Origin of the sequence: Streptomyces sp. NPDC002785, assembly GCF_040295565.1 — a bacterium.
Taxonomy (GTDB): Bacteria; Actinomycetota; Actinomycetes; order Streptomycetales; family Streptomycetaceae; genus Streptomyces.
Genome location: NZ_JBEOVN010000017.1, coordinates 17,983 through 31,326, shown reverse-complemented (window position 1 = coordinate 31,326; position 13,344 = coordinate 17,983). Strand labels below are relative to the sequence as shown.

The following is a 13,344-nucleotide window of genomic DNA, read 5'->3' as shown; positions in this document are numbered from 1 at the left end:
GCAAAGAAAAATATGCTAATCGGCGGAACCTGTACGCCGCTTTCCCCATCTAAGTCTTTGTCAGTTTGTATTGACTTTGGATAAAACGACCGCAGATGGGGAACTCATGCGCGACATCAGCCGAAGGGGTTTGCTCGGAACCGGGCTCGGAGCCGCGGCGGCCATCGGTCTGGCGGGGTGCAGTTCCTCCGGTTCGGGCCGGTCGGTGGCGGATGCGGGGACCGCGGGGCACACCCGGGGGACCAAGTCTGAGAAGAAGGACGTTCGCGAGATCGGGGACGGTTCCACTGCGGACACCGGGAAGCAGCCGCACCAGCCTTCCGCGCCGGTTCCGCTCGAACCCGGGCAGACGCCACCGCAGTTCGTGATCTTTTCCTGGGACGGGGCGGGCGAGGTCGGCAACGGGCTCTTCCCGCGCTTTCTCGAACTCGCCAAGGATCATGAAGCGTCGATGACCTTCTTCCTCTCCGGCCTCTATCTGCTGCCCGAGTCGAAGAAGTCCATGTACCGGCCGCCCAACAACCCCATCGGTGCCTCCGACATCGGTTATCTCACCGATGACCACATAAAGGAGACGCTGAAGTGCGTCCGTCAGGCCTGGTTCGACGGTCATGAGATCGGCACCCACTTCAACGGGCATTTCTGCGGCGGTTCCGGATCGGTCGCGAACTGGTCGTCCTCCCAGTGGCAGAAAGAAATCGATCAGGCAGTCTCCTTCGTCACCGAATGGCGCACCAACACCGGCTGGACCGACCTCGATCCGCTGCCTTTCGACTACCGCAAGGAACTGGTCGGCGCACGCACTCCCTGTCTGCTCGGCCAGGACAATCTGCTGCCCACCGCGAGCAAGTTGGGCTGGCGCTACGACGCCAGCTCGCCCGGCGGCACCCAGGTGTGGCCCCAAAAGCGCCAGGGCATATGGGACCTGCCGTTGCAGGGCATACCGTTCCCCGGGCACACCTTCGAAGTCCTTTCGATGGACTACAACATCCTCGCCAACCAGTCGCAGAATTCGACCAAGGGCATGCCCTCGCGTTATCCGGGCTGGCGGAAGCAGGCCGCCCAGTCGTATCTCGCCGGATTCAATCGCGCCTACACGACGAATCGCGCGCCCTTCTACATCGGAAACCACTTCGAGGAGTGGAACGGCGGCATCTACATGGACGCGGTCGAGGAAGCGCTCAAGGAAATCGCGGGCAAGCCGGATGTGCGGCTCGTCTCCTTCAAGCAGTTCGTCGACTGGCTCGACGTCCAGAATCCGGACGTGCTCGACAAGCTCCGTACGCTGGAGGTCGGCCAGTCGCCCGAGGGCGGCTGGAACGCCTTCTTTAAACAGGCCTGACAACGGGCTTTACGGGCACCGAGGGGGGTGCCCGAGATCACCGAATCCGCCATGCGAAACTTTTCACATGAGCTATGGCCGCGCACCACGACGCCGCTTCACCCTGCTCGCCGCCCCCGCGGCGGCCGTCGCACTCGCACTCACGCTGACGGCGTGCGGTGGGGACGGCAACAAGGCCGGCGGTGGTGGCAATACCAACTTCGTCACGGGCAGTGGCGGAATCTCGACCGTGGCCAAGGGCGACCGCAAGGCCGCCCCGAAGCTCGACGGTGAGACCCTGGACGGCAAGCAGCTCGACGTCGCCGACTACAAAGGCAAGGTCGTCGTGCTGAACATGTGGGGTTCGTGGTGCGGGCCCTGCCGTCTGGAGGCCCAGTACTTCGCGAGGGTGGCGAAGGAGACGAAGGACAAGGGCGTCCAGTTCGTCGGGATCAACACCCGGGACGCCCAGAAGGGTCCCGCGATCAGCTTCGAGAAGGACTACGGGGTCCCCTACCCGAGCCTTTTCGACCCGACCGGCAAGCTCATGCTCCGCTTCCCCAAGGGCACGCTCCGACCGCAGGCCATTCCGTCGACCGTGGTCCTGGACCGGGACGGGAAGATCGCCGCCCGTTACCTGACCGCCCTCGACTCCGACAAGCTGCACAAGATGATCGACCCGCTGATCGCGGAGAAGTGATTCCGTGCTCACCCTCGCCGCCGTCGCGGGCCAGAACGAGACCGTGATGAGCGGGGCACTGCTCGTCGCCCTGCCCATCGCCGTACTCGGCGGACTCGTCTCGTTCTTCTCGCCGTGTGTCCTGCCGCTCGTGCCCGGCTACCTCAGTTACGTCACCGGCGTCAGCGGCACCGACCTGGCGCAGGCCAGACGCGGGCGCATGGTCGCGGGCGCCTCGCTCTTCGTGCTCGGCTTCACCGCCGTGTTCGTCTCCGGCGGCGCGCTCTTCGGCTTCTTCGGCGACACCCTCCAGGAGCACAGGGGGACGCTCTCCAAGGTCCTCGGTGTGCTGATGATCCTGATGGGGATCTTCTTCATGGGCCTCATGCCGTGGATGACGCAGCGCGAATTCCGTATCCACAAGCGGCCGGTGACGGGGCTGGCGGGCGCACCGCTGCTGGGCGCCCTCTTCGGGATCGGCTGGACCCCGTGCCTCGGCCCGACGCTCAGTTCGGTGAGCATCCTCGCGATGCAGCAGGGCACCGCCTGGCGCGGGGCGATACTGACCGTCGCTTACTGTCTCGGGCTCGGCCTGCCCTTCGTGCTCGCGGCGGTCGCCTTCCGCAAGGCGCTCGGTGCCTTCGGCTGGGTCAAGCGCCACTACGCATGGGTCATGCGGATCGGCGGCGTCATGATGATCGCGACCGGGCTGCTCCTGCTGACCGGCGTGTGGGACACCATGATGCAGGAATTGCAGGGCTGGTCCGACGGCTTCACTGTGGGGATCTGAGTTCCATGAGCAACACCAAGTCCAACCCGGCCCCGGACCGCGAGCGCCGCGACGAGCGGGAGATCCGGGACGAGCAGGACCGGGAGAACGCCCGCGAACTCGGTGCGGCCGGCTCCCAGCTCTCCACCGCCCCGAGTGAGGAGACCGTGGCCGGTCTGCCGGCCATGGGCATCGTCGGCTGGGTCCGCTGGTTCTGGCGGCAGCTCACCTCGATGCGGGTCGCGCTGATCCTGCTCTTCCTGCTGTCGCTCGGCGCCATCCCCGGCTCGCTGATCCCGCAGAACAGCGTGGACGAAATGAAGGTGCAGGCCTTCAAGGACGCCCACACCACCCTCGCGCCGATCTACGAGAAGCTCCAGTTCTTCGACGTCTACAGCTCGGTGTGGTTCTCCGCGATCTACATCCTGCTGTTCATCTCGCTCATCGGCTGCATCGTGCCGCGCACCGGCCAGTTCGTCGGCCAACTGCGCAGCCGCCCGCCGGTCGCCCCCAAGCGCCTGACCCGGCTGCCCGCGTACACCACCTGGCGCACCGAGGCCGAGCCCGAGCAGGTCCGCGAGGCCGCGCTCGCCATGATGCGCAGGCGCCGCTACCGCGCGCACGCCGCGGGGGACGCGGTCGCCGCCGAGAAGGGCTATCTGCGCGAGGCCGGGAACCTGATCTTCCACATCGCCCTGATCGTGATGCTGGTGGCGTTCGCCTGGGGGCAGCTCTTCAAGTCCGAGGGCGGCAAGCTGGTCGTCGAGGGCGACGGCTTCTCCAACGCGCTGCCCCAGTACGACGACTTCAAGTCCGGTTCGCTGTTCGACGTCGACTCGCTCGCCCCGTTCAGCTTCAAGCTCGACAAGTTCATCGGTACGTACGAGCGCAGCGGCCCCCAGATCGGTACGCCCAGGACCTACGAGGCCCATGTGACGTACTCGAAGGGCGCCTACGGCAAGCCGCAGAAGTCCGTCATCAAGGTCAACGAGCCGCTCGACATCGACGGCACCAAGGTCTATCTGAACGCGCACGGCTACGCGCCCGTCGTCTCCGTCAAGGACGCCGCCGGCAAGGAGGTCTACCGCAACGCCGTGCCGCTGCTGCCCATCGACAACAACGTCACCTCGTCCGGTGCGATCAAGGTGATGGACGGCTACCGCGACAAGAACGGCAAGAAGACCCAGCTGGGCTTCCAGGCGTTCTTCGTGCCGACCTTCGCGGGCGACGGCAAGGGCACGATGTTCTCCCAGTTCCCGGCCGCCGACAACCCGCGGCTCGCCCTCAACGGCTTCTACGGGAGTCTCGGCGTCGACTCCGGACTGCCGCAGAACGTGTACCAGCTGGACAAGTCCAAGATGAAGGAGTTCAAGGACGGCGAGGGCAAGCAGCTCAAGCAGCGCCTGGCGGTCGGCGACACGATGAAGCTGCCCGACGGCGCCGGCTCGATCACCTTCGAGGGTGTCGAGGAGTGGGCCAGCTTCCAGATCTCCGAGCAGCCCGCCAGCGGCTGGGCGCTCACCGGCTCCATCGCCGCGATCGCCGGACTCGCGGGTTCGCTGTTCATCCAGCGGCGCCGCATCTGGGTGCGGGCCGTACGCGGTACGGACGGCGTCACCGTCGTCGAAATGGCGGGTCTCGGCCGCAGCGAGTCCGCGAAGCTTCCCGAGGAGCTGGCCGATCTCGCGGTCAGGCTCAACGCCGTGGCGCCCACAGCGCCCGGCACTGACACCGACCCCGGATCCGACCCCGGCTCCGAACCCGTCCCCGACTCGGATTCCGACTCCGTCGAAGAATCCTCCGAAGAACCTGCCGAAGGGGCTGAGAAGTGAATCTCGCCGCCGCAACCAACGAGAACCTGGCGCACACCAGCAATGTGCTGATCTATTCGTCGATGGCCGTCTACACCCTGGCCTTCTTCGCGCACATCGCGGAATGGGTGTTCGGCAGCCGCAGCAAGGTCGGCCGCACCGCCGCCGCGCTGACCGAGACCGAGACCCGGAGCTCCGGCGCCACGGTCAAGGTGCAGGTCGCGCAGAAGGGCGGCGGCACCGCCGTACTCGACCGTCCGAAGATCATTACGCGTTCGGCAGCCGGTACCCGCGACGTCCCGGACGGGCCCGGCGCGGCCGCCGGCACGTTCAAGGGTGACCTGTACGGGCGCGTGGCGGTCTCCATGACCGTGCTCGCCTTCCTCGTCCAGGCCGGCGGGGTGGTCGCCCGCGCACTGTCCGTGCAGCGTGCCCCCTGGGGCAACATGTACGAGTTCTCCATCACCTTCTCCACGGTGGCGGTCGGCGCGTACCTGACTCTCCTCGCACTGAAGAAGAACGTCCGCTGGATGGGGCTGCTCCTGGTCACCACCGTCCTGCTGGACCTCGGCATCGCGACCACGTGGCTCTACACCGACAGCGCCCAGCTGGTGCCCGCACTGCAGTCGTACTGGCTGTGGATCCACGTCTCCACCGCCATCCTCTGCGGCGCCGTCTTCTACATCGGCGCGGTCGCCACCCTGCTCTACCTCTTCCGCGACAGCTACGAGAGCAAGCTCGCGGGTGGCGGGCAGCCCGGTTCGTTCGCCCGGTCCGTGCTCTCCCGGCTGCCCGCCGCCGCCTCGCTCGACAAGTTCTCGTACCGCATCAACGCCGCCGTCTTCCCGCTGTGGACGTTCACGATCATCGCGGGCGCCATCTGGGCGGGCGACGCATGGGGCCGCTACTGGGGCTGGGACCCCAAGGAGGTCTGGTCCTTCATCACCTGGGTCGCGTACGCCTGCTACCTGCACGCCCGCGCCACCGCAGGCTGGAAGGGCCGCAAGGCCGCCTACCTGGCACTGATCGCCTTCGGCTGCTGGCTCTTCAACTACTACGGCGTCAATATCTTCGTCACCGGCAAGCACTCCTACGCCGGCGTCTGACCGACGCCCACCCCCGTACGGGTGCGGATCGCACACCACCGGGCCACGCTGGAACCATGACCGATGCGACCCCCGTCATCGAGCGTGGCACCAGCGAAACCCACGGTGACCGGCGCACTCTGCGGTTCACGCTACGGCTGCCCCATCCCGTCCCCCGGGTGTGGGCAGCCGTTGCCAGTTCCGAGGGGCTGCCGGGCTGGCTCGCCGCCGCCGACCCGTTCGAACCGCGCATCGGCGGAGCGATCACGCTGCGCTGGCTGAACACCGACGGGGGCGGGCATGCCACGGTCGCCTCCGGCACCGTCACCGCCTGGGACATCGAGCGGGTCGCCGAATACACCCTCGACGGACCCCACGGCCGCATCCGCTTCCACCTGGAGCCACCGCGCGGCGATCATGTGCTGCTGCGCTTCACCAACGAGTTCCACGGCGACGACGAGCTGCGCCTGGACTGCCTCGCCGGCTGGCACGACCACTTCCGCTACCTCGTGGAAGCGCTCGACGGATACCCCGCCGACTGGTCGAAATGGACGCCGGTCCGGTGGGCGGGGCTCCGCGAGGAGTACGCGGCGGCCGAGCGGTGACTCGGCCTCACCGCGCCGTGGACCGGCGTCACGGCGTCGAAGAACGGCCTCACGGCGCCGAGGACGGCGGCAGGCACTTCGGGTCCGGCGGCGTGCCCTCCGGCCAGGCGATCGCCACGAACCGCTGACGGGCATCCTCCGGCGCCAGCTCCACCACCGGCACCGCCTTGTTGTACGGGTTCCCGTGGTTGTCCAGGCAGATCCAGCCGCCGGCCCCCGACACCCGCAGCGACCCCTTCACCCGCGGCCACTGCTCACCCACATCCGCGGGCTGCGGAAGCCGCTTGCCGTCCGGGGTCGCCTGCCGGATGCCGTGCACCGCCAGCGACATCGCGTCGTACGCGGTGATGACCTGGCCGTCGGTCAGGTTCTGGTGACCGGTCGGACCGACCGGGCCCACGGGCTTCTTCGCCACCGTGGCCAGCAGGTCCAGGAAGCTCTGGTAGTCCGCAGGGGAACCGCCCGTCGCCCCGCCCTTCTCCTTCGCCGCCGCCCAGGCGTCCGGGTGCGCCAGCGAGGCGTAGCGGACCGTCACCTTGCGGCGCAGCGCGCCCCGGTCGAGCTTCTTGTCGTTGCCGAGGTACGAGCCCTCGTCGCCGGTGAGGATCGTGAACGGGCGGCTCTGGCAGCCGCGGGCCCCCAGCGCGTTGATGAACTGCCGCAGCTGGGTGTGGCGTCCGGCGAAGAACACCGTCTCCGCATCCGTGTCACAGATGAGGTGCGTGATCTGCTGGAACGTGTTGGCCGTGGTGCCCTCGTCGTTGGGGTCCTTGCGCGAGGTGAACAGCTGCGGCTCGTACTGCGTGCCCTTCACCAGCGAGGTGAACGCCGCCCGCAGCGTGTCCGTGTAGTGGTCCCCGGTGCGGGTGTCCTGCACCAGCAGCGCCTTGTCCGCCTTCACCTTCCCGAATTGCGCCAGCGCCCGCGCCTCGTCCCGGTTCGTCGGCGACACCCGCGCCAGACCGGGGAACGGGTCCCCGCCGGGGCCGTTGGCGATGTCGTCGGCGGTGATCGTGGTACCGACGACCGCGATGTGCGCGGCGGTCAGCTCCTTGACCGCCGCCCTGACCTGGGTACTGCTGGTGGCGACCCCCGACACGGCCCGCAGATGGTCCGGGGCCCCGGTCATCTTCTTCAGCCGGTCCACCGTCGGCTGCCACAGCAGGTTGTTCTTCCCCGTGTTGGCGAGCACCAGCCGGATCCCCGGCACCTGCTCGTTCGAGAGATGGTTGGCCCGGTACTGCTCGGCGAACGCGCCCTGCAGCTCGCGCTGCATCTTCCTCTGCATGGCCTCGTCCGTCGACGTCAGCGGCAGCAGCAGCGCGACCGTCGCGTACCGGCCGGGCTTCAGGGTGTCGTTCTCCCGGGCGATGGCCGCCGCGACCTCGGTCAGCTTCGACCGCCCGAAGTCGTAGCCGTCGCCGGAGACGCCTACGCACTCGTCGCTGCCCTGTGGCCGCTCGACCCCCTTCGCGCAGGAGCGGTCCTCGGGGGCGGTGATCCGGCCGATGCCGTACCAGCCGGACATGACGACCAGTGCGCCCACCACCACCGTGGTGACGACCTTCTGCCTGGCCGTGTACCAGACGCGATAACGCAGCGGATTACGCATCCGAGCCTCCGTTCCCCTGCCCCTGCCCGCTTCCGCCCGTGCCCGGTCCGCCCCTGTCCGACGACCCCGGCGGCATGGAAAGCGGCCGCCAGGCCCTGATGTCCTGCGGCCAGTGCGTCGCCGCGTCCCACAGCACGCTGTTGCCCGTCGGATGCCTGCCGGACAGTTGTCGCAGTTCGTGCGCCATCTTGTCGATCACCTCTTCGTCCGGCAGAGCCAGTGGATCGGACAGCAGCCATACGGCGTGCAGCAGCCGACGCAGCTGCAACTGGAGCTCCACGGCCCGCTCGCCGAGCCCCGCGAGTCCCGTCTCCCCGTCCGGCAGCGAACCGGCCGCCTCCCGGCCGAGCGCGACCGCCCGCCGCGGGTCGGGGCCGGCGTAGCCGGGCGGACGCGGACAAGGCGCCGAGGCGATGAACCGCAACGAGCCGAGCCACGCCGTCACATCCCCGTCGGTGAACCGCTCGCGCAGATGTGTCACACAGTCCCTCGTCCTGCCCAGCACCAGCTCCTGGTGCAGCCGGTGCGGGACACTCGGGCAGCGGCCCCCGGGCGCGTACGCCGTGCGCAGCGTCTCGTGCACCGCACGCCACACCGCGTAGTACGGATGGTCGTCGTCCTGGAACCGCAGCCGGTGCAGAAGCAGCGACCGCAGCAGCGGATCGGCGACGAAGTACTCGGGACCGACCGGCCAGCCCTGCGCTCGCAGCACGTCCCGCACCTGCAACGCCACATCGCCGTCCAGCGACCGGCCGCGCAGCCGGGCCGTGGCCAGCAGCCGCGCCGAGTCCTCACCGTGCGCGGCGGCCAGCACGCTCAGCACGTCGAGCTGCTGCCCCGGTAGCAGCCGCGCCAGCAGCTCGTCCGCCACCCGCACCGGCGCCCGGTCCTCACGCAGCTCCACCGTGCGGTCCAGCAGCGCCCCCGGCACCAGCGCCCCCGGCTGAGGGGTTCCTGCTACCACCGCCTCGCCGGCCGCCTGCGCCAACAGCGCCACCCCCAGCGGGCGCCCACCCGTCAGCCGGAGCGCCCCGCGCGCCAGCCCGGCCGGGGTACGGCCCACCGGATCGTGCCGGTCGAACGCCGCCTGCGCATGCGCCGGGCCCAGCGCGGTCAGTTCCACGGCCAGAATCCCGGACGTCACCTCCGAACCGCGCACCCAGTGTGAACCGTGCGCCACCTCGGGCAGCCGCCTGCGCACCGCATGGCTCAGCCCCTCGTGGTCACGGGCGCGCGAGGAGGCGAACACGGCGATCTGATCGCGCACCCCGGAGGCCCGCTGCCGCAGCACCGGCTCGACCAGCTGTCTGCCCAGCACCGTGTGCGCGTTGTCCAGCAGCAGCACCGGACGGCCCCGGCGGGCACCTCGCGCCAGACCCCCGTACGCCCGCACCAGATCCGCGACCAGCGCGAGCACCAGATGATCCTCGGCCCGGCGGCGCAGATCACCGCCGCGCTCGAAATCGACCGCCAGCTGCCTCAGCCCGATCCTGCCGTTGCCGCCCGCGTGCGGATAACTTCCGTACCAGTCCGCCGAACGTCGCTGGAACCGGCTGAACGTCTCCTCCAGCACCGTCTCGACCGTGGCCTCCGCGACCATTCCGGCCAGCGGCACCATCGAGTCGAAGGCACCCGCGGCCAGCTTCGTCAGCACCTTGGTGACCCAGCCCGTCGCAGCGTCCCCACGGGTGTCGACGGTCGCCAGCACCGGGCCCAGCGACTGCAGATCGCGCTGCGCCCGCGTCTCGTCCTCCCGCGTCCAGGAGATCGAGGCGACGGCCACCAGGCCGAGACTCAGCCGGGGAAACTGCACCGGCCGCGCGGCGCGCACCTTCGCCGTCAGCTGGGTGGCGAGCTCCGGCAGTGCCCCGGTGACCGGGGTCCAGCCGGGTCCCGGGTCCGCGGGCGGCACGACGGCCTCGCAGTCGACCAGGGCGACAGGGGTGATCTCCCGGTACAGATGGCGCAGTTGCTTGAGCACGGCCGACTTGCCCATGCCGCGGCCCCCGGTCAGCACGGCGACCGGCGGATCGTCACGGTGCTCGTAGGGGACCTTGGCGGAGCCGTACGGAGTGAGACCGGTCAGACGCGCCGCAAGTCCGCCGTTCTCGAAGATCGCCTCGCGCCCGTGCAGCTCTCTCTCCACAGCACCCCCAGCGCCGATGTCCCGCCCGACCTTTCACACCGTCAACAACAGGATATCGGCCGGGTGTTGGGGCAGGGGGGAGATTTTCGAACGATCAGAGACGCGGAGTGGTGTATCAGCCGACGCGGTGGCGAGCATGGCCGGTCGTTCACGTGTGCGCGCTCCTGGATGTCGTTGCCGGGGGCGCTGCCTCGGGACCCCCGCTCCTCAATCGCCGGAGGGGCTTGTGTTTCCCCCGCTCTCGCGGCGCTTGAGCTCCTCCTCGCGGCGGCGCAGATCCGCCTCCCAGTCCTTGAGGAGCGACTCGTCCTTCTTGTTCTCGTCCTTCAGTGCCTTCAGGAACTCCGGGTTGTCGTCCGGCGCCACCCACTGCGAGCGGCGATTGCGGTGCCATTCGGACGGTGTACGTCCCCCGGCCGGCGCCTGGCGGGTCTTGCCCGCGGCCAGCCAGACGATCGGGCCCACGATCCAGAACAGCAGGATGATGAAGACCCAGGCGATCTTCGGCAGGTGCCTGGCCTCGTCCTCGGGGGTGTTCAGACAGTCGACGAACGCGTAGATCGTCAGTGCCAGAGGCAGGAGATAGATCAGGGCCCGGAACATGGTGGAAAGGTCCCCCTGAGGAGAGATGGCGGGGCCTGTCCCGCCCCGGTGACGGGCCCAGAGTAACCGGTGTCATGATGCGCTTCCCTGCCACCGGCGACGGTCGGGACACGGAGCCTCCCACTGTGTGCGTGGAGGGCTTCACCGGCGCGCTCCACCTCGACAAACCCAACGAGATCGAGCGCGGAACGCGCCCGGCCCGGCATGGGGCGGGCGCGTTCGTGCCCGGGGATCGGGGCGGGGCACCCCCGGTGATCGCCGGGCGGGATGACAAACTGGACGGCATGGCTTACGACGATCTTCGTTCCCTCCTCCGGGCCCTGGAGCGCGAGGGCGAGCTCAAGCGCATCAAGGCCGAGGTCGACCCCTACCTGGAGGTCGGCGAGATCGTCGACCGGGTGAACAAGGCGGGCGGGCCCGCGCTGCTCTTCGAGAACGTCAAGGGGTCCTCCATGCCCCTGGCCATGAATGTCTTCGGGACCGACAAACGGCTGCTCAAGGCGCTCGGGCTGAAGTCGTACGCCGATATCAGCGACAAGATCGGCGGGCTGCTCAAGCCGGAGCTGCCGCACGGCTTCGTCGGGGTGCGGGAGGCCTTCGGGAAGCTCGGTTCGATGGTTCACGTACCGCCGAAGAAGGTGAAGTCGGAAAGCGCCCCGGTCCAGGAAGTCGTCCTCACCGGCGACGACGTGGATCTGGATCAGCTGCCCGCGCTCTTCACCTGGCCCGAGGACGGCGGCTCGTTCTTCAATCTGGGGCTCACCCACACCAAGCACCCGGAGACCGGCGTACGGAACCTGGGGCTGTACCGGCTCCAGCGTCACGACCGGCGCACCATCGGGATGCACTGGCAGATCCACAAGGACAGCCGCAACCACTACCAGGTCGCCGCCAAGCGCGGGGAGCGGCTGCCGGTCGCCATCGCGTTCGGGGCGCCACCCGCGGTCACGTACGCCTCCACCGCGCCGCTGCCGGGGGACATCGACGAGTACCTCTTCGCCGGGTTCATCCAGGGCAAGCGGATCGAGATGGTCGACTGCAAGACCGTGCCGTTGCAGGTCCCGGCACAGGCGGAGGTCGTCATCGAGGGGTGGCTGGAGCCCGGGAAGATGCTTCCCGAGGGGCCGTTCGGCGACCACACCGGCTTCTACACGCCGCAGGAGCCGTTCCCCGCACTGACCATCGACTGCGTGACCATGCGGAAGCGTCCGCTGCTGCAGTCGATCGTGGTGGGCCGGCCGCCGACCGAGGACGGGCCGCTGGGACGGGCCACCGAGCGGTTCTTCCTGCCGCTCCTCAAGATCATCGTGCCGGACATCGTGGACTACCACCTGCCGGAGGCGGGCGGCTTCCACAACTGCGCGATCGTCTCGATCGACAAGAAGTACCCGAAGCACGCCCAGAAGGTGATGAGCGCCATCTGGGGGGCGCACATGATGTCGCTGACCAAGCTGATCGTCGTCGTGGACTCCGACTGCGACGTCCATGATCTGCACGAGGTGGCGTGGCGGGCGCTCGGCAATACCGACTACGCGCGGGATCTGACGGTCACCGAGGGGCCCGTCGATCATCTCGACCATGCCTCCTACCAGCAGTTCTGGGGCGGCAAAGCGGGAATCGACGCGACGAAGAAGTTGCCCGAGGAGGGTTACACCCGGGACGGGGGCTGGCCGGACATGGTCGAGTCCGACCCCGAGACGGCAGCGAAGGTCGACCGCCGGTGGAAGGAATACGGACTGTGAGCGCCGCAGAAGCAGCACTGGGCTCAGGGCCCGTACAACCGAACAGCAAGGTCAAGGCGTTTCTGCGGCTCGTGATGATCGAGCACTCGGTCTTCGCGCTGCCCTTCGCGTACATGGCAGCCCTGACCGCGATGTTCCAGGCGGACAAGTCCATCCACTGGGGCACGTTGCTGCTCGTCACCATCGCGATGGTGGGGCTGCGGACGTTCGCGATGGCCTGCAACCGGATCATCGACCGGGAGATCGACGCCCGTAACCCGCGCACCGCGAGCCGGGAGCTGGTCACCGGTGCGGTCTCGGTGAAGTCGGCGTGGACCGGGGCGCTCGTCGCCGTGGTGGCCTTCCTCGGGGCGGCCGCGCTGCTGAACCCGCTCTGTCTGGCGCTCGCGCCGGTCGCCGTGATCCCGATGGTCGTCTACCCCTACGGGAAGCGGTTCACCGACTACCCGCACGCGATACTCGGTATCGCGCAGGCCATAGGGCCGATCGGTGCCTGGCTGGCCGTGACCGGCAGCTGGTCGTGGGATGCGGTGATTCTCGGTCTCGCGGTCGGGATCTGGATCGGCGGCTTCGACCTGATCTTCGGCTGCCAGGACGTCCAGGCGGACAGGGCGCACGGGGTGCTGTCGGTGCCGGCCCGGTTCGGGATCCCGGCCGCGCTGTGGGGGGCGCGGGTCTGCCATGTGGTGACGACCGGGCTGCTGGTCTGGTTCGGGCTGGCTACGGAGGCGGGCCTGTTCTACTGGGTCGGCATGGTGATCGTCGCCGTCGCCTTCGTGTACGAGCACCGGGTGGTGCGGCCGCACGATCTGTCCCGGCTGAACCGGGCGTTCTTCTCGGTCAACGGGTTCATCGGAATAGCGCTGTTCGCGTGTGCGCTGCTGGATCTGCTGGTGCGCGGCCTGACGGTCTGAGCAGGGACGGCCGGGACCAGGAGCGCGACCCAGCCCAGCATCAGTTTGGCCGCGGCC

11 protein-coding genes are annotated in these 13,344 nt (G+C 68.7%); 8 read left to right on the top strand and 3 right to left on the bottom strand.

What is annotated here, in order from left to right; genetic code table 11:
- Window positions 1-106 precede the first annotated feature (106 nt).
- The 6 genes from ABTZ94_RS07345 to ABTZ94_RS07320 all read left to right on the top strand — a co-directional run bounded on the left by ABTZ94_RS07345 (window position 107) and on the right by ABTZ94_RS07320 (window position 6,270).
- The gene (locus ABTZ94_RS07345) at window positions 107-1,342 is read left to right on the top strand and encodes a polysaccharide deacetylase family protein (RefSeq protein ID WP_351198404.1); all 1,236 of its coding nucleotides are present in this window, start codon (window positions 107-109) and stop codon (window positions 1,340-1,342) included.
- Window positions 1,343-1,409: 67 nt separating this feature from the next.
- Window positions 1,410-2,021 carry a TlpA family protein disulfide reductase gene (locus ABTZ94_RS07340; RefSeq protein WP_351198402.1) on the top strand — a complete coding sequence of 204 codons (612 nt, stop codon included), beginning with the start codon at window positions 1,410-1,412 and terminating at the stop codon, window positions 2,019-2,021.
- A gap of 46 nt (window positions 2,022-2,067) precedes the next feature.
- Window positions 2,068-2,790 carry a cytochrome c biogenesis CcdA family protein gene (locus ABTZ94_RS07335; RefSeq protein ID WP_351198476.1) on the top strand — a complete coding sequence of 241 codons (723 nt, stop codon included), beginning with the start codon at window positions 2,068-2,070 and terminating at the stop codon, window positions 2,788-2,790.
- A 5-nt stretch (window positions 2,791-2,795) separates the two neighbouring features.
- Window positions 2,796-4,601 (top strand): cytochrome c biogenesis protein ResB, encoded by a 1,806-nt coding sequence (gene resB, locus ABTZ94_RS07330; protein ID WP_351198400.1) that lies wholly within the window; start codon window positions 2,796-2,798, stop codon window positions 4,599-4,601.
- Complete coding sequence (gene ccsB, locus ABTZ94_RS07325) at window positions 4,598-5,686, top strand: c-type cytochrome biogenesis protein CcsB (protein ID WP_351198398.1); 1,089 nt, start codon at window positions 4,598-4,600, stop codon at window positions 5,684-5,686. The genes resB and ccsB overlap by 4 nt, the downstream gene beginning before the upstream one ends.
- Before the next feature lie 56 nt (window positions 5,687-5,742).
- Window positions 5,743-6,270 (top strand): SRPBCC domain-containing protein, encoded by a 528-nt coding sequence (locus tag ABTZ94_RS07320; RefSeq protein WP_351198396.1) that lies wholly within the window; start codon window positions 5,743-5,745, stop codon window positions 6,268-6,270.
- A gap of 49 nt (window positions 6,271-6,319) precedes the next feature.
- Here the strand turns inward: ABTZ94_RS07320 and ABTZ94_RS07315 are convergent, their stop codons facing one another.
- The 3 genes from ABTZ94_RS07315 to ABTZ94_RS07305 all read right to left on the bottom strand — a co-directional run bounded on the left by ABTZ94_RS07315 (window position 6,320) and on the right by ABTZ94_RS07305 (window position 10,631).
- Entirely contained in the window at window positions 6,320-7,882 is a 1,563-nt protein-coding gene (locus ABTZ94_RS07315; RefSeq protein WP_351198394.1) for a type 1 periplasmic-binding domain-containing protein, read from the bottom strand.
- A complete protein-coding gene (locus ABTZ94_RS07310) occupies window positions 7,875-10,028 on the bottom strand; it encodes a hypothetical protein (RefSeq protein ID WP_351198393.1) in 2,154 nt (717 codons plus the stop codon). The genes ABTZ94_RS07315 and ABTZ94_RS07310 overlap by 8 nt, the downstream gene beginning before the upstream one ends.
- 207 nt (window positions 10,029-10,235) lie before the next feature.
- Window positions 10,236-10,631, bottom strand: coding sequence for a PLD nuclease N-terminal domain-containing protein (locus ABTZ94_RS07305; protein WP_351198391.1), 396 nt, complete (start codon window positions 10,629-10,631; stop codon window positions 10,236-10,238).
- Window positions 10,632-10,915: 284 nt separating this feature from the next.
- On the opposite strand from ABTZ94_RS07305, the gene ABTZ94_RS07300 reads away from it, so the two are divergent.
- Both ABTZ94_RS07300 and mqnP read left to right on the top strand, forming a co-directional pair.
- A complete protein-coding gene (locus tag ABTZ94_RS07300; RefSeq protein ID WP_351198475.1) occupies window positions 10,916-12,373 on the top strand; it encodes a menaquinone biosynthesis decarboxylase in 1,458 nt (485 codons plus the stop codon).
- Window positions 12,370-13,287, top strand: coding sequence for a menaquinone biosynthesis prenyltransferase MqnP (mqnP, locus tag ABTZ94_RS07295; protein WP_351198389.1), 918 nt, complete (start codon window positions 12,370-12,372; stop codon window positions 13,285-13,287). Before ABTZ94_RS07300 ends, mqnP begins: the two co-directional genes overlap by 4 nt.
- The last annotated feature ends 57 nt before the right edge of the window (window positions 13,288-13,344 follow it).